Source organism: Chitinophaga sp. SVR4-12A (genome assembly GCF_056754765.1).
This window is the reverse complement of the sequence record NZ_JBPGWP010000001.1, coordinates 342202-365087: the sequence shown is the minus strand read 5'-3', so window position 1 is coordinate 365087 and position 22886 is coordinate 342202. Positions and strand designations below refer to the sequence as shown.

At 50.7% G+C, this 22886-nt stretch carries 16 protein-coding genes; 8 read left to right on the top strand and 8 right to left on the bottom strand.

The genetic code is table 11. The annotated features are described in order from the left end of the window. The first annotated feature begins 9 nt into the window (after positions 1 to 9). A complete protein-coding gene (locus ACR9Y8_RS01545) occupies positions 10 to 4083 on the top strand; it encodes a hybrid sensor histidine kinase/response regulator transcription factor (protein WP_481211460.1) in 4074 nt (1357 codons plus the stop codon). 56 nt (positions 4084 to 4139) lie between these two features. Here the strand turns inward: ACR9Y8_RS01545 and ACR9Y8_RS01540 are convergent, their stop codons facing one another. Then, positions 4140 to 4538 carry a four helix bundle protein gene (locus ACR9Y8_RS01540; RefSeq protein ID WP_481211459.1) on the bottom strand — a complete coding sequence of 133 codons (399 nt, stop codon included), beginning with the start codon at positions 4536 to 4538 and terminating at the stop codon, positions 4140 to 4142. Between the two features lie 350 nt (positions 4539 to 4888). On the opposite strand from ACR9Y8_RS01540, the gene ACR9Y8_RS01535 reads away from it, so the two are divergent. Genes ACR9Y8_RS01535 through ACR9Y8_RS01520 form a run of 4 tightly spaced genes read left to right on the top strand, consistent with a single transcriptional unit; the run spans position 4889 to position 12763 of the window. Beyond that, on the top strand, positions 4889 to 8095 hold the full coding sequence (locus ACR9Y8_RS01535; protein ID WP_481211458.1) for a SusC/RagA family TonB-linked outer membrane protein: 3207 nt from the start codon (positions 4889 to 4891) through the stop codon (positions 8093 to 8095). Positions 8096 to 8113: 18 nt separating this feature from the next. Then, positions 8114 to 9763 carry a RagB/SusD family nutrient uptake outer membrane protein gene (locus tag ACR9Y8_RS01530; protein ID WP_481211457.1) on the top strand — a complete coding sequence of 550 codons (1650 nt, stop codon included), beginning with the start codon at positions 8114 to 8116 and terminating at the stop codon, positions 9761 to 9763. 18 nt (positions 9764 to 9781) lie between these two features. Continuing rightward, positions 9782 to 10999 (top strand): glycan-binding surface protein, encoded by a 1218-nt coding sequence (locus tag ACR9Y8_RS01525; protein WP_481211456.1) that lies wholly within the window; start codon positions 9782 to 9784, stop codon positions 10997 to 10999. Positions 11000 to 11017: 18 nt separating this feature from the next. After that, positions 11018 to 12763, top strand: a complete 1746-nt coding sequence (locus ACR9Y8_RS01520; RefSeq protein WP_481211455.1) for an alpha-L-arabinofuranosidase — start codon at positions 11018 to 11020, stop codon at positions 12761 to 12763. Between the two features lie 85 nt (positions 12764 to 12848). Here ACR9Y8_RS01520 and ACR9Y8_RS01515 read toward each other — a convergent pair whose 3' ends face one another. The 4 genes from ACR9Y8_RS01515 to ACR9Y8_RS01500 all read right to left on the bottom strand — a co-directional run bounded on the left by ACR9Y8_RS01515 (position 12849) and on the right by ACR9Y8_RS01500 (position 17404). Next, complete coding sequence (locus tag ACR9Y8_RS01515) at positions 12849 to 15272, bottom strand: ABC transporter permease (RefSeq protein WP_481211454.1); 2424 nt, start codon at positions 15270 to 15272, stop codon at positions 12849 to 12851. A gap of 126 nt (positions 15273 to 15398) precedes the next feature. Continuing rightward, positions 15399 to 15680: an Ada metal-binding domain-containing protein gene (locus tag ACR9Y8_RS01510; RefSeq protein WP_481211453.1), complete on the bottom strand. Its 282-nt coding sequence runs from the start codon at positions 15678 to 15680 to the stop codon at positions 15399 to 15401. Next, positions 15680 to 16393 carry a 2OG-Fe(II) oxygenase gene (locus tag ACR9Y8_RS01505; RefSeq protein WP_481211452.1) on the bottom strand — a complete coding sequence of 238 codons (714 nt, stop codon included), beginning with the start codon at positions 16391 to 16393 and terminating at the stop codon, positions 15680 to 15682. Before ACR9Y8_RS01505 ends, ACR9Y8_RS01510 begins: the two co-directional genes overlap by 1 nt. 60 nt (positions 16394 to 16453) lie before the next feature. After that, positions 16454 to 17404 (bottom strand): ABC transporter ATP-binding protein, encoded by a 951-nt coding sequence (locus tag ACR9Y8_RS01500; RefSeq protein WP_481211451.1) that lies wholly within the window; start codon positions 17402 to 17404, stop codon positions 16454 to 16456. 239 nt (positions 17405 to 17643) lie between these two features. Between ACR9Y8_RS01500 and ACR9Y8_RS01495 the strand changes: the two genes are divergently transcribed. Beyond that, positions 17644 to 17901 (top strand): hypothetical protein, encoded by a 258-nt coding sequence (locus tag ACR9Y8_RS01495; RefSeq protein WP_481211450.1) that lies wholly within the window; start codon positions 17644 to 17646, stop codon positions 17899 to 17901. Here ACR9Y8_RS01495 and ACR9Y8_RS01490 read toward each other — a convergent pair whose 3' ends face one another. Further along, entirely contained in the window at positions 17902 to 18600 is a 699-nt protein-coding gene (locus ACR9Y8_RS01490; RefSeq protein WP_481211449.1) for a uracil-DNA glycosylase family protein, read from the bottom strand. Positions 18601 to 18648: 48 nt separating this feature from the next. Between ACR9Y8_RS01490 and ACR9Y8_RS01485 the strand changes: the two genes are divergently transcribed. Both ACR9Y8_RS01485 and ACR9Y8_RS01480 read left to right on the top strand, forming a co-directional pair. Beyond that, a complete protein-coding gene (locus ACR9Y8_RS01485; RefSeq protein ID WP_481211448.1) occupies positions 18649 to 19197 on the top strand; it encodes a hypothetical protein in 549 nt (182 codons plus the stop codon). A 62-nt stretch (positions 19198 to 19259) separates the two neighbouring features. Further along, positions 19260 to 19463, top strand: coding sequence for a cold-shock protein (locus ACR9Y8_RS01480; protein WP_157308595.1), 204 nt, complete (start codon positions 19260 to 19262; stop codon positions 19461 to 19463). Positions 19464 to 19532: 69 nt separating this feature from the next. Here ACR9Y8_RS01480 and ACR9Y8_RS01475 read toward each other — a convergent pair whose 3' ends face one another. Both ACR9Y8_RS01475 and ACR9Y8_RS01470 read right to left on the bottom strand, forming a co-directional pair. Continuing rightward, positions 19533 to 22199 (bottom strand): cation-translocating P-type ATPase, encoded by a 2667-nt coding sequence (locus ACR9Y8_RS01475; RefSeq protein WP_481211447.1) that lies wholly within the window; start codon positions 22197 to 22199, stop codon positions 19533 to 19535. A 62-nt stretch (positions 22200 to 22261) separates the two neighbouring features. Then, positions 22262 to 22753, bottom strand: a complete 492-nt coding sequence (locus ACR9Y8_RS01470) for a YdcF family protein (protein ID WP_481211446.1) — start codon at positions 22751 to 22753, stop codon at positions 22262 to 22264. Positions 22754 to 22886: the final 133 nt, after the last annotated feature.

Below are 22886 nucleotides of genomic sequence, written 5' to 3'. Positions count from 1 at the left end.
GAACAATACATGTTGAAGAGATACTACCTACAGATTCCACTGTTATTTCTATTGCTGCACGTTACCTATGCACAACAGCCGTCTTATGAGTTTTTTTCGCTGAACATTAATAACGGGCTTTCCAACAACCAGATCAACGCTATTTACAAGGATGCAAGGGGCTTCATGTGGTTTGGCACCATGAGTGGGCTGAACCGCTATGACGGCTATGGATTCAAGATCTTCCGGCACAGCCAGGGGGATTCTTTGTCGCTGAACGATGATTACATTGACGGCATCTACCCGGCGCCGGATCACCGCATATACATTAAAACGCGTAACGGGGATAATCTTTACGACCCGGTGAAGGAGCAGTTTACTGATGCAGCGGTATGGCTGCGGCAAAGTAAGCTGCCCACTTTTGGCGTGATCTGTATCCGGCAGACAGGTCAAAGCTGGTGGGTAATCTACCCGGACTCCGGCTTGTACAAGGTGGAGGGGGGCCGTCCGGCACGGAAAATAGTGTTATCACATAAAGGCGTACGGCTGGCAGACATCTCCCCGATAGGGAACGACCGGTTGGGCGTATTGTACCTGGATGGCTACCTGGAGATCCTGGATACCCGCAGCGGAAGGATCGTTTCGGCCACAGATGTGGCTACCGAGTTTATAGATAAAGAACCTTTGACGCTACGCCTGTTTGCAGACGCGCAGGAGGATCTCTGGATCTATATGCCGGGCACCGATTTTGGCCTGGTGTATTACAGTCCGCCTACAGGCGCCGCAAAAAAATTATCCAGCAAAAATAAAGTCCTGAATAATGATATCGTGAACAGCATTGTACAGGATAACCAGGGACTGATGTGGATAGGCACCGATCATGGCGGCATCAATGTGATCAATAAAGCAGATTTCAGCTCGCGCTTCCTCATGAACCGGGAGGAAGATGCCAGCAGCGTGGCAGAAAACGCGATCTACGCCATGTTCAAGGATACGCTGGGCATTATCTGGTGCGGTACCTATAAAAGAGGCGTGAGCTACTTTGCAGAGAATACCAAGAAATTTGGCCTGTACCGACATAAACATGCGGATAACAACAGCCTGCCTTATAATGATGTCAACTGCTTTATAGAGGATAAAAAGGGCAACCTGTGGATCGGCACCAACGGGGGAGGGCTGATCTATTTTGACCGCGGCAGCGGCCAATTTACCCGTTACCAGCATAATCCTGCGGATGATAACAGCATCAGCAGCAATGTGGTGCTGACCCTGTATATGGACCATCACGAAAACCTCTGGATAGGCTATTATTTTGGAGGGATGGATTTCTTCAGCAACGGGAAGATCACGCATTACCGTCATGATGACAAGAATCCCAACAGCCTTGCCAGTAAGACCGTCTGGAAAATATACCGCGACCAGCGGAACAATTTCTGGGTAGGCACCCTTGGCGGGGGGCTGGACCGCTTTGATCCCAGCAACAATATCTTCTATCATAACCAGGTGAACCTGCCGAATTCTGTTCACAGCAATTTCGTTTCCGCCATGGCGGAAGACAGGGACGGCAACCTGTGGGTGGGCACCGCTTATGGCATCGATGTGCTGGATAAAGCCAAAGGCATATTTGTACATTACCTGGCCGCCACTCACCAGCTGGGCAACGACAATGTAAGTTCCCTCTTGCAGGACGTGAACGGTAATATGTGGGCAGGCACCAGGGATGGCCTCAGCGTGTTTGATCCGCAGACACAACGCTTCCGTACGTTCCGCATGATCGATGGATTGCCTGACAACAACATTATGTGTATCCTGGAAGATGATGCGCATCACCTGTGGGTAAGCACTACGAACGGCCTCAGTAAGATCACCGTTCAGCAAACAAAGGAAGGGATCAGCATCCACTGCAGAAACTTTGACGAAGAGGACGGGCTGCAGGGCAGGGCCTTCAACATCAATGCTGCTGCGAAGCTGCGCACGGGCGAACTGGTATTCGGAGGAGCAGATGGTTTCAACATCTTCCGGCTGGAAGATATACAGCAGCATAAGGAGGCGCCGCCGGTTGTCTTTACCAGTTTGCAATTGTTCAATAAAACCATCGGCGTAAATGAAAAGCTGCATAATCATGTGATCCTGCCTGCCGCATTGCCTGAGATCCAGGAGATCACGCTGCGGCATTATGAAAATGATTTTTCTATCGACTTTGCGGCACTGAGCTTCGTCAATGCAGACAAAAACCGCTATGCGTACATGCTGGACGGTTTTAATAAAGACTGGCAGACAACGGATGGGAAGTCGAGACGCGTGACCTATACCAATGTGCCGCCGGGTGATTATACCCTGCGTTTGAAATCAGCCAATGAGGACGGCGTGTGGAATGAAAAAGGTATTTCCCTGCAGATCAGGATCCTGCCACCTTTCTGGAAAACGCCCCTGGCTTATATCATTTATACAGTGCTGATCTTCCTGCTGCTGTTCTTCTCCCGGAAGATGGTGATCCGGCGCGCACACATGCGCTTTGCCCTGCAGCAGGAAAGGATGGAGGCACAGCGTCTGCATGAGCTGGATATGATGAAGATCAAGCTGCTCACCAATGTAAGCCATGAATTCAGAACGCCGGTGTCCCTGATACTGGCGCCGCTGGAAGAGCTGCTGAGAAATATCAAGGAAGCAGATCATAAACAGAAGCTGAAGCTGGTGCGCACCAATGCCAAAAGGTTGCTGAACCTCGTGAACCAGCTGATGGACTTCCGGAAGATGGAAATGAAAGAGCTGAAGCCGGATCTCACCCGGGGCGATGTAGCTGTTTTTGTAAAAGAGGCGGTCCAGTCTTTCAACGACCTGGCAGAGCGCAAACAGGTATCCCTCTCTTATCAATCGGATTGCGAGCATTTATACACCTATTTTGACCACGATAAACTGGAACGCATCCTGTTCAACCTCCTGTCCAATGCGTTCAAATTTACCCCCCAGGATGGGGCTATTACGGTGAACGTACAGGTAACAACATCGGGCGACAAGGCCTGGATGGAAATAAAAGTGGAGGATACGGGCATCGGCATCCCGAAAGAACGGCAGGAGAAGATCTTTGAGCGTTTCTTCCAGAGCGATGTGCATACCAGCCTGGTAAACCAGGGCAGCGGTATAGGACTGGCCATTACCAAGGAATTTGTGAAGCTCGCCAACGGGACGATGACAGTGGAAAGCGAGGAGGATAAGGGTAGCTGTTTTACGGTAACATTGCCGTTTGAACTGTCGGAAGCCCCGCCGGAAGCGGAGCATGCAACATTTGATACCCCTCGGGAAGCAGCTTTGCCGCTTACGTCTGCGCTGCCGGACAAGGCAGAAAGAAAGGAGCAGACCATTTTATTGGTAGAAGATAATGACGATTTCCGCTTTTACCTGAAAGAGAACCTGAAAGCGTTCTATGAGATCATAGAGGCGCCGGATGGTAAGACGGGATGGCAGAAGGCGTTGTCGGCGCATCCTGACCTGGTGGTGAGTGATATTAATATGCCGCAGATGGACGGGATGGAGCTTTGCCGGAAGATTAAGCATGATAACCGTACCAAACATATCCCTGTTATATTATTAACCGCCATGGCAGGGGAGCAGGAGCAGCTGCAGGGATTGGAAGCAGGGGCGGTGGATTATATGGTGAAGCCCTTCAATTTTGAGATCATGTTGTCGAGAGTGAGGAATATATTGAACAGACAAGCGCCGGTGAAGCTGGTAGTGGGGCAGGCGACAGCAGGCAGCGGACAGTCTGTCTCAGCCGATGAGAAGTTTTTGCAAAGGGCCCTGGAGATAGTGGAGAAGCAGTTGTCTAACGCGGATTTCTCTGTGGAGGAATTGAGCAGGGAGCTGTGTATGAACAGGGTGTCTGTATACCGGAGGATCTTTTCTATAACGGGGCAAACACCGGTGGAGTTTATCAGAACCGTGAGATTGCGAAGGGCAGCGCAGCTGCTGGCGCAAACGGAGATGAATGTGACGGAAGTAGCGTATGAGGTAGGGTTTAATAATCCGAAATATTTTGCGAAGTATTTTAAGATAGCGTATAAGATGCTGCCGTCGGCGTATGCGAGTGCGATGCGGAAGGTTTGAAGTTTGAAGTTTGAGGTTTGAGGTTCGTTGGGAAGTTGGGAGGTTCAGGGGTAAAATCAAATCCTATGCTTGAATTTCTGGCCTTTGGTTGGAGTTTGATTAAGGTAGCTTATGAAGGTACTAATCTTGCTGGCAAGTGTTTCGTATTCCTTGATTAATTCGAGGCCGGTAGTGGTGCTTATATAATTTTGATCTAAGGCCCGGTGTAGTTGGGAGCGGGTTTCACCGGATGAGCCTTTGGCTATACTTAGGAAATTTACAAATTCCAATTTACTTGAGCGTTCAAAGCCTTCAGCGATATTGTCCATTACAGAGCCAGAGGCAGCCCTAATCTGGTCACGAAATCGAAAATCATCATAAAACGGGGAATCTTTGGTGACTTCAAAAACTATTTTTGCCAATCTTCTGGCGTCCTGCCAAATCTTTAATTCTTCAAATCTGTAAATGGTAGCCATCTCAAAGAGGTTAACAGTTTTTTAAAGATAAGGTATTTCTCTAAAAAGTCTCATAATCAAGGCCAACCATCACGCTGAACCTCCCAACTTCCCAACGAACCTCAAACCTCCAACTTCAAACCTCAAACCATCTTGTAACCAAAACCTACCTTAAAAGTAACATCCCATACCCCCACTGCAACATTTTAACCCAAAGGAATAAACATAGCGGTACCGTGATTATCAACGACTAAGGATACTTTTATCTGGTCGTTAGGGGGGAACCCGTCCACTTATGAAATAACACAGTGAACAAGTAAACCGAAATCTATCAGATCGCTCATTTTTTATTAAAACTCAATCTCCACGCTATGCAAAAAGCCAATTACACAGGGAGATCATACCTGCTAATGTGGGTGCTGATCGCTGTTTGGGCATTCGCTATGCCTGCACAGGCACAAAACCCTTCCGCAGGGGGCGGAGGGCGAAAAATTTCCGGGACGGTTACCGTACAGGGTTCCGGAAGACCTATACCGGGTGCGGCTATTATTATTAAAGGGACAAAGCAGGCCGTCGCTTCCGATGAAAACGGCAATTTCACCATCTCCGCCGAACCAGGCCAGATCATCAGGGTCACTTCCCTGGGATTCTCACCCAGAGAAGTCAAGGCTGGCGCTTCCGGAACGATCAACATCGTCCTCGATGAAGACCTCCGCCAGTTAAATGATGTGGTAGTGGTAGGCTATGGTAAGATGAAGAAAACAGACCAGAGCAGCGCCCAGGTTTCTATCAGTTCTGCGGATATTAACCGCACCGTGAACACCACTATCGACCAGGCCTTGCAAGGAAGGGCTGCCGGTGTGTATGTGACACAAAACTCCGGCCAGCCAGGCGGCGGCATCTCGGTGAACATCCGCGGGGTGAACACCTTAAGCGGCACCAATGAACCGCTCTATGTAATAGACGGCGTACAGATGCAGCCCTCTACGGTTTCCTATGGCGCCACCAGCTCCAGCAACCCCTTGGCGGGCATCAACCCGGCGGACATTGAGTCTTACGAGATCCTGCAGGGGCCTTCCGCCACCGCGGTATATGGTTCCCGCGCCACCAACGGCGTAATTCTCGTGACCACGAGAAGAGGTAAGGCAGGCCAGATCAAACTGGGTTATAACTACCTGTACTCGCTGCAGGACAGGCCCGACGAGCTGCCCACCATGAACCTGCGCCAGTTCGCGGAAATGAACAACGAGATCGCAGCGCTGCTGAACCGCACGCCTACACCGGAATTTCAGAACCCGGCCGTATTAGGCGACGGCACCAACTGGCAACATTCGCTGTTTAAACAATCACCCTTGCAGAAACACCAGGTAACGGTCAGCGGCGGATCGCCCAACACCACTTATTATATGTCCGGCGAGTATTTCAAGCAGGACGGTGTGGCTGTTGGCTCCAATTTCAACCGCTACTCCTTCCGCCTCAACCTGGACAACCAGGCCTTCAAATGGCTGAAGCTGAGCACATCCCTCAACTTCTACCAGACAAAAGAAAAACTGGCGTCTACCAGTGAAGATGTGATCAGGAATGCCATCAACCTGGCGCCGAACATCCCGGTAAAGAACCCGGACGGCAGCTGGGGCGGCGCTACTACCAATGAATACGGCGGCAATGCCAAGTATGCGCCTTTGAACCCAGTGGCTATCGCCAACCTGGTGACCAACAACTTTAAACGTACCGGCGGCCTGGGTGGCGTAAACGCTGAAGTGTCTATCATAAAAGGACTGACCTTCCGTACCAGCTTTAACGGCAATTTTGAGTATGGCGACGGCAGCAAATTTATACCTACTTACACGCTGGGATATATCACCAATGAAAAAGCCAGCCTGGCCATCAGCAATTCCAGGAATTTTTACTGGAACCTGAACGAACTGTTACAATATAATACAGAAATAGGCAAACACAGTATAGGCGTAATGGTGAGCCACGAAGCACAGGCCTGGAACTACCAGGGCTTCTCTGCTCAGAGAACAGGATTTGCCAGCAACGATATTCAATCACTGAATTTGGGGGACGCAGAGGGACAGACCACCGGCAGCTTTAAAGGCTCCGGAGCGCTGGAATCTTACCTGGGTCGTATCAACTATACCTATGACAACAAGTACATCCTGCAGCTGGCCGGAAGGGCCGATGGATCAAGCAATTTCGGACCGGAGAACAAATGGGGCTACTTCCCTTCCGTGTCAGCAGCGTGGAGAATTTCACAGGAGCCGTTCATGAAAGACATTGGCTTTATCAGTGACCTGAAGATCCGTGCAGAATACGGCACCACCGGTAACACCGGCAGTAGCGGCGCACAATATGCCGCGTTAAATGCCGTTACCACGCCCTGGGGCGCAGGTTTTCGCACCGGGCAGTATGGCAACGCAGGGATCAAATGGGAATCTACTGAAACCAGGAACATCGGTTTTAACCTGGGCATACTGAGTGACAGGATCCAGCTGGAAGGCGATTTCTACGTAAAGAAAACCGATAACCTGCTGATGCCTAACCCGCTGCCTGCATACATGGGCACACAGGGCGAAGGGGCTATCAATCCGCCGATCGTGAACATAGGCGCTTTACAGAACAAGGGTTTCGGCATTACGCTGAATACGGTGAATATCAATAACAAGGCAGGGTTTACCTGGAAGTCCAATTTCAATATTTCCTCTTTCAAAACAAAGATCACGAAGTTCTATTCTGATGCAGCATTTCTGTCGAAGACGGCCTGGTACATGAACAACTTTGCCGAGCGTTCCGTTGTAGGTGAGGCGCCGTGGCAGTTCTATGGGTATATCGCTGAAGGCGTCTTCCAATCTGAAGATGAGATCAACAAAAGCGCTATCCCTACACAGTCAGACGGCACCCGCCTCCCGGTACAGGAAAACGGCGGCGTATGGGTAGGTGATATCAAGTACAAGGACCTGAACGGCGATGGTGTTATCGACTCAAGGGACCAGACCTTTATCGGTAATCCCTGGCCTAAGCTCACTTTTGGTTTTACCAATAGTTTCTCTTACAAAGGCTTTGACCTGAGCATACTGGTAACCGGCGCGCAGGGTAATGACATCTACAACTACCTGCGTTTCGAGAACACCAATCCCAATAACATCAACCTGGGAAGGAACCTGCTGCAGGAAACCTTCAACTATGCACGCGTAAGTAGAGATGCGAGCGGCAATGCCAGCCTGCAGAACCCGGGCACTACCGTACCCAGGATAGTAGGTACGGATGTTAATGGCAACGGCAACCGCTTCACCAACCTGTTTGTGGAAGACGGTTCTTATATCCGGATCAAGAACGTTCAGCTGGGTTATAATATCCCTCGTTCGCTGATCAGCCGTCAGAATGTGGTGAAAGCCATCCGTCTCAGCATAGGTGTTCAGAACCTGCACACTTTCACCAAGTATAAAGGGTATGATCCTGAAGTAGGCGCCTACCTGGGTAAAGAGGTACAGCTGAACAGCCAGTTCATTGGCGTGGATGCAGGCCGTTATCCTTTAACCAGGCTGTATACCGCCGGCGCAGCAGTTGATTTCTAAACACAAAAAGTACACATTATGAAGAAGCTTCATTCTAAGATATATCTGGCGGCGCTGGCATTCTGCGGGATGCTGAGCAGCTGCAGCAAAGATTTCCTCAACAGGCCACCGGAAGATGCGATCGTGGACGCCAACTTTTACCAGTCTACAGACCAGGTACTGGCTGGAACAGCGCCACTGTACAACATTGTATGGTTTGCTTATAATGATAAAGCATCGCATGGTATTGGCGATGGCAGGGCAGGTATTTTGATGTCGGGCTCTTACCAGGTGGAGAACATCCGCATGCAAACAACGGATGTAACACCGGAAGTATATAGCTCCTGGACGGCGTTCTTTAACGTAGTGGCGCAGTCGAACATGGCCATCAGCAACATCACCAAATACACGGCAGCTTCTGTACCGGATAATATCAAGCAGGCAGCGATTGCAGAAGGACGCTTTATGAGAGGAACGGCCTATGCTTACCTGGTGCAGAACTGGGGCCCGGTGCCGATCATCGTTGACAACAACGTGCTGTTGACGGATACTTCTATTACGAGGAACACCGTGGAGTCTGTATGGGAGTTTATTATCCGCGATCTGCGGTTTGCTGCGAACAACCTGCCTGCTACGCCTTTGCAGAAAGGCCGTCTCACCAAGTGGTCTGCCGAAGGTATGCTGGCCAAGATGTACCTCACCCGCGCCGGTGTAGGTGGCAGCGGCACCCGCAAACAAACAGACCTGGACAGTGCGGCATGGTTTGCCAAGGACGTGATCAGCAACAGCGGGGCTACGCTGATGAGCAATTATGAGGACCTGTTCCTGATGAAGAACAATAATAATTCAGAGAGCCTGTTTGCATTGCAGTGGAAGTATGATGGCGACTGGGGCACACAAAACAGCGTGCAGGCTTTCCTGGCCTATGGTTCTGAGATAACCGGCTTTGGCGATGGCTGGGGCGGCGACCTGGGCGCTTCTTACGAAATGCTGAAACGGTATTCGCCCAATGATAAACGCCGTAAGGGCACATTCATGTTCCCTGGTGATCACTATTCCTATATCCACCAGGCAGTAGATGATCCGAATAATCCCGGTAAGAAGATCATACAGGAACTGCAGGTGCCCTGGAATTTTGTAGGTACTGAACGGTATAATACCCGCGCCTGGGTAAAGAAATATGTTGTAGGCCGACCGGAAGACAATGACGGAAAAGTAACACAGCAGCATACAGAGATCAATACCTATATGCTGCGCCTGGCAGACGTATACCTGCTGTACGCAGAAGCGCTGATGGGCAATGCGGCCACCACTACCAATGCAGAAGCGCTGAAATACTTCAACGCAGTGCGCACCAGGGCGGGGCTGGATGCTAAGACCAGCATCAGCGCAGACGATCTTTTCTATGAAAGAAGGCTGGAACTGGCAATGGAAGGACAGGCCTGGTATGATATTGTGCGCCTGCATTATTACAATCCTACCAAGGCGCTGCAGGTATTAAACATGGTAGACAAAGGCACCTACCGTATCGTACCAAATGCGGCTACCAATGCTACTTCGTGGACGGTAACATCCGACACGCCGGCATTCTATCCCGTAACAGAAAGCAATTTCTACCTGCCTTACCCGGCTGCGGAACTAACGGCAGCGCCTAATCTCCGTAAACCGCCGGTACCTTACCAGTTCTAATTTAAAAATGAAAACGTTATGACTAAACATATTCTGATCGCCCTTATGTGCTGCCTGCTCTTCGCCTTCTGTAAGAAGGATGAAGTATCTGCACCGCCGGTTGTGAGCAGTGTAAGCCTGCTGGATCCTGCGAAACAAGACAGCACTTTTAAGGAAACACTGCCAGGTACCCTGATACTGATCACAGGTACTAACCTGGGCGGGATCGTTAATATTTACTTTAACGGCCAGGCTGCTTACTTCAACCCGACTTATAATACCAATACACACCTGATCGTCACTATACCAGGTAATGCACCAACGGAAGGAACAGATCCGAATGTGCCTAACAACATCCGTATCGTGACCACGCATGGTGAAACGTCTTACCAATTTGTATTGACCATTCCTCCGCCCTCGATCAGCGTTATCTCCAATGAGAACGCATTGCCGGGAGATTCGCTGATCATCTGGGGCAGCAGCCTGTGGTTGATAGACAAGATTGTTTTTCCGGGTGGCAGGGAAGTGACCAGTTTCAATTCCGATGTAGCCGGCACCAGGGTAGGATTGATTATGCCAGACCTCGGCACTGATACGGGCAGGCTTACGATATACGCCAAATATGGTACGGCTAAATCTGATGGGCCATTAAACGATCACCAGAGCGGGGATGTGATCAGTAACCTCACAAACGGGGAAGCCGGCGAACAATCTGTATTTAACTGGGCCTGGTGGGGCGCCAACAGAACCAATGACGCCGGCCTGTTTCCGGGGACCAGGGGTGCGTACCTGCAGAATATCTTCGGTGGCGTAGGCGCCAATAATCCAGCATGGTGGGATGGTAACCGTTCCGGCAACTTTACGGATGTGAGCACCATTTTCGATGCCAGTATTATGACCAAACAGGCGTCTGACTACGCATTGAAATTCGAGATGAATACCAAGGAACCCTGGACAGCAGGCATCAACCTGCTGCGCTTGGGCGATAATTACGCTTACCGTTACATGCCATGGGCCAGTGTTACAGGAGGTGTGTTTGATACAGAAGATAAATGGCGGACGGTAACTATCAACCTGTCTGCTTTCAAAAAAGCAGATAGCGGGAAGGAAGGTACCGGCGCCGCCGCCGTGACCATGGGCGACCTGTTAAAACCCAATGGCGTGGTAGCCTTTACCTATCGCTATATCACAGAGGACAAGCCGGTAGACGTGCATAACACAGCGTACGATAATTTCAGGATCGTTAAAATAAGATAGCACACAAAACAGTGGTCAATGAAAAAAATAACAGGCGTTGGGTTGTTATGCATGGCGTTAGCGCTCGCAACAGCTTGCAGCAAAAAGAAGCCGGAACAGTATTCGGAAGACGATAGCGGAAAAGATACAACGGGCACTGTGGTAACAAAACCTGCAGACCCGCAGACGGCTGCCAGCATTGGCTTTTTCCTTGAAGGATGGAAGGAGAAGACATTTACGGCGCCTGCCGCCACTGAGGCAGCGGCGCCTGCTTCATCCGCTTACACGGTAACCGTAGATGCGTCGACGGTAGTGACCAAAATATCCCCGGCGCTGTTTGGCAATAACAGTAACCTGTATATGAGCCAGATGGTAACGGAATCCGCTTTGCTGGGCCATATCACCAACCTGCACCCGGGCATTATCCGCTTTCCCGGCGGTAACCTGAGCAGCGTGTATTTCTGGAATGCTGCACCCGGCCATCCGCCCGCGGACGCACCCGCACAGCTCCAGGACGCTAACGGGAACAATATGGATCCCGGTTACTGGTGGGGCGGTAATACGGCCGGCTGGACACTGTCGCTGGATAACTATTACAGCATGCTGCAGCAAACCGGTAATGAAGGTATCATCACGGTGAACTACGGCTATGCCAGGTATGGTACGGGCGCTAACCCGGTAGCAGCTGCTGCACATCTTGCCGCCGAATGGGTGCGCTATGATAAAGGACGTACCCGTTACTGGGAGATCGGCAATGAGAGCAACGGCACCTGGCAATCAGGCTACCGCATTGATGTTTCGCAGAACAAGGATGGCCAGCCGATGATCGTTACCGGCGACCTGTACGGACGTCATGTACGGGTGTTTGCAGACTCCATGCGTAAGGCCGCCAGCGAGATCGGTAAGACCATCTACATTGGTGCGCAGCTGCTGGAGCATGAACCGGCTTCCTGGGCCACGCCTACTGATAAGGAATGGAACAATGGTGTGTTAAAACAGGCAGGCAGCGTGGCGGATTATTTTATCGTGCACAGTTATTACACGCCTTACAATACCAATTCCAATCCGCCGGAGATCCTTGCGTCTGCAGGTACGGTAACCAAGAGCATTGCTGATTATGTGACAGCATCCACAGCTGCAGCGGGCGTTACGATGAAGCCCATTGCGCTCACGGAGTGGAACATCTTTGCGGTGGGATCACAGCAGATGGTATCTCATGTAGCGGGCATGCATGCGGTGATGGTATTGGGAGAGCTGATGAAGAACAAGTTTGGGATGGCCAGCCGCTGGGACCTGGCCAATTCCTGGGAGAATGGCAATGACCACGGCCTATTCAGCCAGGGTGAAGCTGCTTCGGGAGAGGCGAGATGGGCGCCCAGGCCTGCGTTCTATTATCTGTATTTCTTCAGTAAGTTCCTGGGCGACCGTTATGTAAATGCAAGCGTGTCTGACAGCAATGTGAATATTAACGCATATGCCTCAACGTTCACGTCGGGACAGGTAGGCGTAACACTGGTGAACAAAGGTACGACCGCCCGTAATGTACAGCTGGCGTTTAAGAATTTCAATCCCGGTAAGCGGTTCTACTGGTATGTATTAACGGGAGGAGATGGCAGCGCCAGCTTTTCGCGGAAGGTGCTGGTGAATGGCAGCGGGCCTTCGGGCGCAGCGGGCGGACCGGCTGATTATACCACTTTAAAGGCTTACACGGCCAGTACAACATCAGGCATCCGGGTAGCCTTGCCACCCATGTCTGTCATCTGTATGGTTGTGGAAAAACCATAACCCTGTGTAGATAGCGAAAAGGGGGTGCTCTTCTGGGCGCCCCTTTTTTGCCGTTGCAGTTAGCTATTAGCAACAGATACTATGGTTATTCTGTGCGCAGGCTTTTAACCGGGTTAGTAAGTGCTGCGCGGATAGCCAGGTGACTAACGGTGGCCAGTGCGATTACGATGGCTATAGTACCGGCTAAGAGGAAAGTAGCCCAACTAATGTGAATGGCATAGGCAAAGTTTTCCAGCCATCTATGCAGCAGGTACCAGGCAATAGGTGTGGCAGTGAGAAGGGCGATCAGCACCAGTATAATAAAATCTTTATTCAGCATGATCACAATACTGCCCACGCTGGCGCCGAGCACCTTCCGGATGCCGATCTCTTTGATGCGCTGGCGGGCTGTGAATGCTGCGAGACCGAAAAGGCCCATGCAGGAAATAAAGATGGCGATGATCATGGCGATATTGGCCAGGCCGGATGTGCGTTGCTCGCTCTCGTAGAAGGAGGCAACCGTAGCGTCGAAGAACTCATAGTGAAATACTTCGTCCGGGTATACGGAGGTCCAGAGCTGCCCGATCTTAGCCAGCGTGGCCGTTTGATTGCCGGGGCGCAGGCGGATGTTGATGCACCAGGAAAAGTCTTTACTGGTGCTGAAGAAGGCAGGGGTGATAGGACGATGTAATGATTCGAGGTGGAAGTCTGCCAGTACGCCCACTACCGGGTAAGACGCCGTATGCGGGCCGGTAGCATCCACCTTAAAGGTTTGCAGTGACTGGCCAATGGCTGCTTCGGGAGATGCGAATCCCAGCGCTTTTGCTGCCGTTTCATTGATCAGTAATTCACGCGCGGTATCCGAAGCCTGCAGGTTACGGCCGGCTTTGAGTTGTAGCTGGTAAAGCGGCACATAGGCGGTGTCTGTCCATACCGGCTGACAAGCTACGTGCCTGTCCTTATAGGAGAGCGGTAAATGGAAGTGATCTACTGCAGCAGGCGTACCATCGCTCAGGCTGACCCTTTCTACGCCGGGAAGCTCGCGGATCCTGGCTGCCAGCGCCTCGTGCCGGTTACGGGGAGCGCGGTCCTTTTTATCGACGGTAACGATGGCTTCGCGGGCAAAGCCCATATCTTTATGCAGCATATAGCGCACCTGGTTGCCGATGACCAATGCGGCAATGATGAATACCAAAGAAACAGTGAACTGGAATACCACCAATCCTTTGCGCAGGTATCCGCTTTGGCGGCTATGCTGGCCCGACTTCCCTTTCAGGCTGAGGGCGGGAAGATAAGCTGATAATACCTTCGCGGGATAAAGCCCGGACAACAAGGCGGTAAGGATCGTGATCAGCAGCAGGAACACAGCGGTAGCCGGCTGGAAGATGCCAGCCCGCAGATCTCCCGGCAAAAAAGACCTGAAAGCCGTGAGCAAAGGATGCAGGCAGATCAGCGATATTATTACAGCCAGCAGGGTAAGCATAAAGGTTTCGCAAAGGAACTGCAGCACCAGGCGACCGCGGTTGCTGCCCAGCACCTTGCGGATGCCCATCTCCCGTGCCCTTTCAACAGATTGAGCGGTAGACAGGTTGATGAAATTAACCACGGCAATGAGCAGGATAAAACCGGCAATCAGCATCAGGGCGTACAGGGCGGGCAGATGTACTTTACTGGAGTATACATCCGGGTAACTGGTATTAAAATGAATGTCTGTAAAGGGTTGGAGTTTGAAGGCGCCTTTGCTTTGCGCCTCTTTCGACAGATGGCGGCTGGCAAAAGCAGCCAGGCTGGTATTAATCTGAGCGGCGCTTATATTGGGCGACAGCTTAACAAAAGCCTGAGACCCTATGCTGGCCTCATTCCAGTGGTCAAAATGGAATTCATTCCGGAGAAAGCTCTGGCCGTGGCTGGCGGTGCTAAAGGAAATAAAATCCCCGAAACCGAGGATAGTATTCCTGGCGGGATCTTTTACAATGCCCGTTACCGTTAGGGTCAGGGAATCATTATAAATAACGGTGCGGCCAATGAGCTTTTCCAGGGGCTGCTTACCAAAATATTTATACGCTTTGCTTTCGGTCAGCACCACGGAAAAGGGCGTGTTGAGCGAGGAAGCGGGATTACCTATCAGCCACTGGTAGTTAAAAACGGAGAAGTATTGTGGTGTGGCGATGACGATGTCTGAGCGTTCTTTGCCCCACTGGGGATAGTCGAAGCGTTTCTCAATGCCTTTACTACCGGGGATGGCTACTTTAGCTTCGTAGTTATGAAAGACGGCTATTGTCTCCATGCCGGCCACTTCGTTCTGCAGGGCGGCGGGGGCGGGGTCGGGAATGGATCCTTCCTCCCATACTATGCGATAGATGCGCTCATGGCCGGGAAAGTCTTTCTCATAGCTCAACTCAAAATGAACCACCAGGTAGATCACCAGGCAGGCGCTGATACCGAGGGCCAGGCCGAGGATGTTGATGATGCCGGTAACTTTGTTCCGCAGGAGATTTCTCCAGGCTATTTTAAAGTAGTTCTTAAGCATAATGATCCAAAAGTATTGCTGGTACACTACTAATGTGCCTGATATTACCAGGCTACCGGCCAGTGTTAAACAGTTACTAAAATAACGATATATGTCCGATTTTGGATGGGGCATGTCCGATTCCGGTCATAGCCTGGTTACAGGGGGCCACAAGTGTGCTTTCCATTGATGGTAAGCATCCGGCATACAGTGGCCACAAGGACGATAGCCGGCTTGTATGGCATCTGTTTCGGTTTCGAAGAAAACACGGTTCTCTGGTTTCATCTGCTTACCGGAGCTGCAGGAAAGGAGGCCATAGATCTTCAGTTTGCTATGGCCGCCGAGCGTGATACGTTTGAGGCGAATAAACGAATGGAGCTTACGTTGGCGGAGGAGAGGATCAGTATCCAGTTCAGTATGACGTATCATCAGCTTAATGCATCGTGAAAAATAATGCCGAGGGTATGGCGATGCCCGGTATGGACAGGGCTTACCCCGTGTTTCATGTTTACGCGGTAATAGCCCTTGGCGCCTTTTGCAGGACGGAAATTTGTGGTGAACAGCAGCATATCGCCACGGCGTGGCTGCAGCACGATCGCTTTGGATTGCGCCCGGGGGATCTGCTCTGTCAGTACAAATTCGCCGCCCGTATAGTCGTCACCGGGCTCGCTGAGGAATAAGACCAGCTGCATGGGAAAATAGATATCACCGTAAAGATCCTGGTGAAGGGTGTTGAAGCCGCCTTCACCATATTGCAGGATCAGCACGGTGGGATGCACCTGGTTATGATCGTGGCAAAGTTCTTTGAGCGCTTCGTGCGTGGCAGGAAAACGTTGATCGATGCTCAGCACTTCCATCCATTTGTTGGCAGTGGGCGCTATGTGCGGGTAGACGGTCTGGCGGATATCATTGATCAGTGAAGGCAGGGGATACCTGAAATATTTGTACTCCCCGGCGCCGAAACGATAGCGCTCCATGGAGATGGTTTTGCGGTACAGCTGATGGTCATGATAGGAATGGACCAGCTCTTCGCATTCTTTTTTAGTAAGTACGTTATTGATGACGGCGTAGCCCTGCCGGTGCATGTGTTCCGTTACCTGGCTCCAGTCTTTTTCCTGCAGGCGTTCCATGATACTCTTCATATGTCTTCTTTAGTACCACAAAATTACAAGAGGCCTGTCAGCAGGGAAACCCGGATCTTGCTATAGGTACCAAATGTGCTCGGGCAGCACGGAAACATTTACGGTATCACCTTTCTTCAGGTTGGTGGACAGCTGTCTTACCGTGATCCTGTCTTTTTTGGCGGGCTGCACTTCAATATCATAATAGCTGCCCCAGAAAGTGACAGACTGCACCTGGCCGCTGAAGGCGCCGGGAGCATTGCCGTTGATGATAAAATGTTCAGGACGGATAAAGAGGGATTTACCATCACCGGCAGAGGGGATGAGATTATATTTGCCCAGCAGGCCGGCGGCATATTCGTTTACCGGCCGGTTGTATACTTCCTCTGGTGGGCCTTGCTGGATGATCTCGCCGTTCCTCATGAGAAAGACAGTGTCTGCCCAGGAGAGGATGTCTTGCGGATCGTGGGAGATGAGCATGCAGGTGATCTCCAGTTTTTCGCTGATATCGTTGATCACTGCCTTCAGCGTTTGCTTGTGGATCATGTCGAGGTTGGAGAAGGGCTCATCCAGTAATAAGAGCCGGGGAGCGGTGGTAAGCAGGCGGGCCAGTGCGATCCGCTGTTTCTCGCCGCCTGAAAGCTGGTCTGTCCGGCGCCGGAACAGGTGATCGATCTGGCAGATCTTATAGATGTTCTGTGCTTCCTCATCAGTGAGCATATTGGCATAGGAGAGGATCTCTTCTACCCAATAATTATGGCGCAGCTCGAAATACTGCGAAAGATAAGCTACGCCGGGATGGCCAGGGATGAGCACCTGCAAGGGGCCTTTTACCTTTTGTCCTTCGAAAAGCACTTGTCCGCTGTCTGGCTGGGCCAGTCCGCTAACCACTTTCAGCAGGGTACTTTTACCAGAGCCCGTTTCTCCTGCAATAGCGATGTGCTGAAAACGCTGTTGTTCAAAGCTAATATCCTTTAGTATAAAGGCCCCGTCTTGCTGTTTGCTGATCGCTGATACTTTTAATAAACTCATATGCTGTCTGCCAGGCTGTTTTGAGCGCGACTAAAATAGAGCTTTGCCCAGACTAATGCAAGTAAAACGCCCAGGGGCATGAAAGCCATGCAATTGCACCTTTGCTTTCCGCGCTTATTGACACTATTTTAAAGTCTGCTGGTGCGCTCGCCATAGCGGCCAGGAATTTTTGGCATTTACATCGGGTTAACGATTTATCTCCCTTATTCCTGTTAATTTCCTGACCCAAACAATTTGCTATGGAATTCTTGATCACCCATTACCAGATTTCCCCGTTAGTGCACGGAATAAGAAAGTGCCGGTTTATCTATGCATTGGATGATGGAACCATTACGGTTGTATGCGTGAACGGCCGCAAGAAGATGCAGGATTTCCTCATTAATTCCGGTGCGATCGAGCTCTCTGAAAACGACAGCATTTATGAAATGGCAAATGAGCTGCGGCGGATGCTGGGGCATAAGCCCGAGAACATCCCCGAAGCGGCTTCTGAAGAATGATCATGATCTATTGGCGGCAAACGCCTCCAGGTACTTATCTACATACGCCTGCTTGGTCTTTAGCTTATACTGCATTACAAACCTGGGATGCTCCAAAGGGATGATCTGCCTGAAGAAATGCTCCCGTTCATTAAGCCCCTGCAGGAACGCCACATTCTTGCCTGTACCCATGCAATAGCACACCTTTCTGCTGATGCCGAACTCCAGCTGTTTACGGATGCTGCTTACGATCAGCCCGTATACTGCCTCGGTAAGCGCCTTGCTGTCATAATAATTATAGTTCACCACCTTACCATTGGCACTGTCGGCCGTGAATCCCAGCGGACAAACAGAGCTGATATAAAAATCGCTGTAGAAAGCTTTTACTCCTCCATAGGCATGGATCACATCGTACACGAAAACAGAAGAGGGCTCGTGTGTTTTGAAGCCTTTGATCTCAATGCCGCATTCCTCGGCCAGGCGCTTGGTATCGCTGAAAGGAACGCCTGTAGCGCCGGAGCCTAAGCGGCCGGGATTGATGCCCATGATGAGCTGACGGCCCGCGGTATCATCGTAGAACTTTTTGTAGAACTGCTGTATGACGTCCATAATATGAGGCTGTTCCCTGAAGGGGTTCATGATGCGGATACCCGGAGGCAGCGTGCCTTCGAAGTGCAGATGCTTATTAAATTGGATCACGTGATCGGCAAATGTGCGCATACCGTTAAAATAGTAAATTATTATATTGCCTCATAAAATGAAAACCGTATGGAAGACGAATTAATTGCAGGCGTGGGGTCCCGTGTACAACATTCCCGCTATGGCCCCGGCGTTATTATCGGCGTTAAATATGCCCAGTACCTTGTTACCTTCATGAACAGCGGTATTGCAGAAATCGATAAGGATGATCCCTTGTTCGAGGTATTGCATGCTGAACACAAAAGTGTGGAGGTGGAAACCGTATCGCAGGTAGAAACTTCTTTACTGAAGATCCTGCGCCTGTGGGGCAATATCACGGAAGTGGTGCCTATGGGCGAGCGTTGGATGAAGGGCACGCTGATTCTAAAGCCTTCTGATCCTGCGCTGAAACCGAAGGAAGTACCATTGGATGTATTCTTTCACAAGATCGTGATGGTGCGCGACCGCCTGCGTGTGCTGGAACAACAGATCAATGCACACAAGGTGCTGAATGATGAAGAAAAGATCAACCTGCAGCAATATATCACCAGGATCTATGGATCGCTGACCACATTTAACGTGCTGTTCAGGGACAAGGAACACTGGTTTACAGGGGAGAAAGGCGCTAAAGAAGATTAAGATTTGGTTTATTGGCATGTTAAGCCTATCTTGCAGGTCTTACTTTATTTAATTTTTTACAAATGAACACAAAATTTCAAGGAACCGTGAAGTTCTTTAACGAGACAAAAGGCTTTGGCTTCATTAAACATGATGAATCCAACAAAGAGACTTTTGTACATGTAAACGGGCTCGTTCACGAGATCCAGGCTGACGACAGAGTTGAATTTGAGCTGCAGGAAGGCAGAAAAGGTATGAATGCTGTTAATGTTAGACGCATAGATTAAGCTTCTTTTAAATACCTAATTAAAAGGTTCCGGTGATCCCGGGACCTTTTTTATTTCAATCCGCCAGGATCAGATGATCAATTTCAGGCGTTTCAGCACCTGGATAAGCACCATGCTGGCAAAACTGAAAGCCGCTACGAAATACCAGTCTTCCCCCTTCATATTACGTATATGCAGCACATCTGACAATACCGGTATAAAGAATACCAGCACAGAGATACCGGCGCTGACACCCAACGCGATCCAAACAAATTTATTCCGGAAGATCTCGTTATTGAATAACGGCTCACTGGCAGGCGACATACTCAGCACATGCAGCAGCTGGGAAAAGATCAGTGTGAAAAACAGGATATTGTTGGCATCTTCCGGGCTTTCAGCATCCATACCCGTGAGGGCTGCGCCCAAAGCGGACGCCGCTATAACGGCGCTGTAAGTCCAGATAGCTACCCATCGCCTGCGGTTGACAATGGGCTGGGCGGGATCATTGGGCGGTCTTTTCATTACATCAACATCGCCTTCGGTTACACCCAATGCGAGGGCCGGCAACACATCTGTGATGAGGTTAATGAACAGGATCTGCAATGCGACCAGCTGGAAGGGCAGGTTAAATGCTGCGGCGAGGCCGATCACCAGCAGTTCACTGAGATTACAGGACAGCAGGAAGGTGATAAAATTGCGAATGTTCTCAAAGATGACACGTCCCTGTTCTACAGCGTTTACGATGGAGGTGAAGGCGTCATCTTTCAATACCATATCGGCTACTTCCTGCGATACCTGTGTGCCCCGTATGCCCATAGCGATGCCTATATCAGACTTCTTAAGTGCGGGTGCATCATTTACACCGTCGCCCGTCATGGCCACGATGTGGCCCTTTTCCTGCAGCACGCTAACAAGGTCCAGCTTCTGGCGGGGATCTACGCGGGCGAAAACAGCTGCGTTGATCCAGCGTTCCTTTTCTTCTTCTGAGAGCGCTTCATATTGCTTCATTTCCCGGCCGTTAATAACCTGGGTGTCGCCGTTATCACTGATACCCAGCTGTGCGGCGATGTTCTGTGCAGTGGCAGGGTGGTCTCCGGTGAGCATGGTTACCTTGATACTGGCGCCCTTGCATTCTGCTATGACCTGTTTCACATCGCTGCGGGGCGGATCCAGGAAGCCTATAAGGCCCAGGAAGATAAATTCCTGCATGAATTCGTCTGTTACCTGGTCCTGTTCTTTCATGCCGAAAGACAGCGCCTTGAGCCCTTTACCGGCCAGCTCTTCCGTACGCTGCAACCAGTGCTGCTTATCTTTGTCCTCCAGGGCTTTTATCTCCCCATTATCCAGGATGTGGGTACAATATTCCAGCAGGGCCTCTGCCGCGCCTTTGGCGGCCACAAAGTAGCCTTTGTCTTTTTTATGCAGGGTGCCCATCACCTTTGTTTCCGAATTGAACGGCGCTTCTTTTTCCCTGGGATATTTTTCGCGGTATTCCTGCGGGTCGAGGTCTGTTCCCGATGCAAATTTAAGCAGGCTTACTTCCAGCGGGTCGCCGGTTTCTTTCCAATTGCCGTCCTTTTTCTCCAGGGAGGCATTGTTGCATAGGACGGCTACTTCCAGCAGGTGTTGATAATTCTTACCGGATCTTACATCATCAGGAATGCTGTCGGCCAATTTTTCACTCTTGCTGTCCTTTTCGAGCGTATGGTCCGGCGGCATTACCAGGGCGGCTACCTCCAGGCTATTCTCTGTGAGGGTACCCGTTTTATCAGTACAGATCACCGTTGTCGCACCCAGGGTTTCCACTGCCGACAGGCGTTTGACGATCACCTGCTGCCTGGCCATGCGCATCATACCGCGGGCGAGCGCGAGGGTAGCAACGATGGGCAGGCCTTCAGGAATAGCTGCCACTGCCAGGGCAATGGAAGTGGACAGCATTTGTAAGATGTTCACTTTGTTGAGCACTCCGGCCAGGAAGATCACGAGCACAATGACAACGGTAATGCCCATGAGGCGGCGGCTGAAGCCTTCCAGTTTTTTCTCCAGGGGCGTAGCGGTGGTGGATGCGCCTTGTACCATGGAGGCGATATTCCCCAGCTCCGTTTCCATACCGGTAGCCGTACAGAGCGCGCGGGCATTACCGTTGCTGATAAAAGTGCCCTTGTACAGCATATTGCTGCGCTCCGCCAGGGGCGTTTCGGATTTGATGGCCTGTGGATTCTTTTCTACAGGAACTGATTCACCGGTGAGGGCAGACTCATTTACCTGCAGCTGGGTGGCTTTGACGATGCGCGCATCTGCTGGTACTACATCGCCGGCTTCCAGGAACAGGAGATCGCCGGGCACGATCTCTTCCACGGGTATTTCGCTCACCTTTCCGTTGCGGATCACGCGTGCGTTCAATTTGGTCATCTGCCGCAAGGCCTGCATGGAATTCTCGGCCTGGTATTCCATGATAAAGCCGATTGCAGCATTAATGATGATGACCAACAGGATGGCGATCGCGTCAGGCCATTCCTTAAAGAAAGCAGACAGCGCTGCGGCTACCAGCAACAGGTATACTACCGCACTTTTAAACTGGTGCAGGAAGATGAGCCAGGGAGAGATGCGGCGGGTGGACGCTATTTCGTTCCTGCCATGTTCTTCCAGCCTTTTGGCGGCATCTTCGGAGCTAAGGCCCTTTTCGGGATCTGATCTCAGCTGGCTGACCACCTCACTAATATCAGGCTGATACAGCGGTGTTTGTGTGCTTGTCATGCCAGCAGCAGTACAAGCATCATGCTAGAACTGTACCGGGTACAAGAGGTCTGGAAAGAAGCCTATCTGAGATGTTGTATTGCTTTTGCTTCATGTTTCATCAAAGCCTGTAACTCTTCCAGGCGCAGCGTATAGCTGGGCGCGGCGATGAAACGTAAAGGCACGGTGTGCTGGTAGACATCGCAGAAAATAAGACCTGCGCGCTGCAGATGGAAGTCAGAAGTGATGATGGTAACAAGAGCGGGTTGCAGGATGGTAATCAGTGGTTTGGAAAGGGTGGCATCTTCAAGGGTATTCCGGCTTTCAACGCTGTCGAGCATTTTATGGGAGGGAATCCCTTTGCCTTTGAGGTATTGCCGGGCGTACCAGGCGTGAGGTTTATCTGTGGTATTAAAATGAGGACCATAACCACCGGTAAGGAGAATGTAAGACGCTTCCTGCTGGTAAACAGCAAAACAAGTATCCAGGCGGCTGATGGCAATGGAGCTTAAAAGTCCCTCAGGTGAGTTTGGCGCTCCTAAAACGATAAGGAGCTTGGTATTGTTATCGGACATGATCAAAAAAATAAAAAGGTAAATGCTACATGCTAATAACCAGTATTTAAAGCAGAGGGTCAACAGCCGAATGTTGACCCTGATTTTCAGTGATTCTACATCTTAATAAACCTACAACTGGTCTAAGTCCTGT

Coding starts and splice junctions, on each gene's coding strand:
- ACR9Y8_RS01490 (WP_481211449.1), bottom strand. CDS start 18,600: ATGCGCACATTTGCCGATCACGTGATCCAATTTAATAAGCATCTGCAC.
- ACR9Y8_RS01535 (WP_481211458.1), top strand. CDS start 4,889: ATGCAAAAAGCCAATTACACAGGGAGATCATACCTGCTAATGTGGGTG.
- ACR9Y8_RS01525 (WP_481211456.1), top strand. CDS start 9,782: ATGACTAAACATATTCTGATCGCCCTTATGTGCTGCCTGCTCTTCGCC.
- ACR9Y8_RS01475 (WP_481211447.1), bottom strand. CDS start 22,199: ATGACAAGCACACAAACACCGCTGTATCAGCCTGATATTAGTGAGGTG.
- ACR9Y8_RS01510 (WP_481211453.1), bottom strand. CDS start 15,680: ATGATACGTCATACTGAACTGGATACTGATCCTCTCCTCCGCCAACGT.
- ACR9Y8_RS01470 (WP_481211446.1), bottom strand. CDS start 22,753: ATGTCCGATAACAATACCAAGCTCCTTATCGTTTTAGGAGCGCCAAAC.
- ACR9Y8_RS01480 (WP_157308595.1), top strand. CDS start 19,260: ATGAACACAAAATTTCAAGGAACCGTGAAGTTCTTTAACGAGACAAAA.
- ACR9Y8_RS01515 (WP_481211454.1), bottom strand. CDS start 15,272: ATGCTTAAGAACTACTTTAAAATAGCCTGGAGAAATCTCCTGCGGAAC.
- ACR9Y8_RS01500 (WP_481211451.1), bottom strand. CDS start 17,404: ATGAGTTTATTAAAAGTATCAGCGATCAGCAAACAGCAAGACGGGGCC.
- ACR9Y8_RS01485 (WP_481211448.1), top strand. CDS start 18,649: ATGGAAGACGAATTAATTGCAGGCGTGGGGTCCCGTGTACAACATTCC.
- ACR9Y8_RS01505 (WP_481211452.1), bottom strand. CDS start 16,393: ATGAAGAGTATCATGGAACGCCTGCAGGAAAAAGACTGGAGCCAGGTA.
- ACR9Y8_RS01545 (WP_481211460.1), top strand. CDS start 10: ATGTTGAAGAGATACTACCTACAGATTCCACTGTTATTTCTATTGCTG.
- ACR9Y8_RS01520 (WP_481211455.1), top strand. CDS start 11,018: ATGAAAAAAATAACAGGCGTTGGGTTGTTATGCATGGCGTTAGCGCTC.
- ACR9Y8_RS01495 (WP_481211450.1), top strand. CDS start 17,644: ATGGAATTCTTGATCACCCATTACCAGATTTCCCCGTTAGTGCACGGA.
- ACR9Y8_RS01540 (WP_481211459.1), bottom strand. CDS start 4,538: ATGGCTACCATTTACAGATTTGAAGAATTAAAGATTTGGCAGGACGCC.
- ACR9Y8_RS01530 (WP_481211457.1), top strand. CDS start 8,114: ATGAAGAAGCTTCATTCTAAGATATATCTGGCGGCGCTGGCATTCTGC.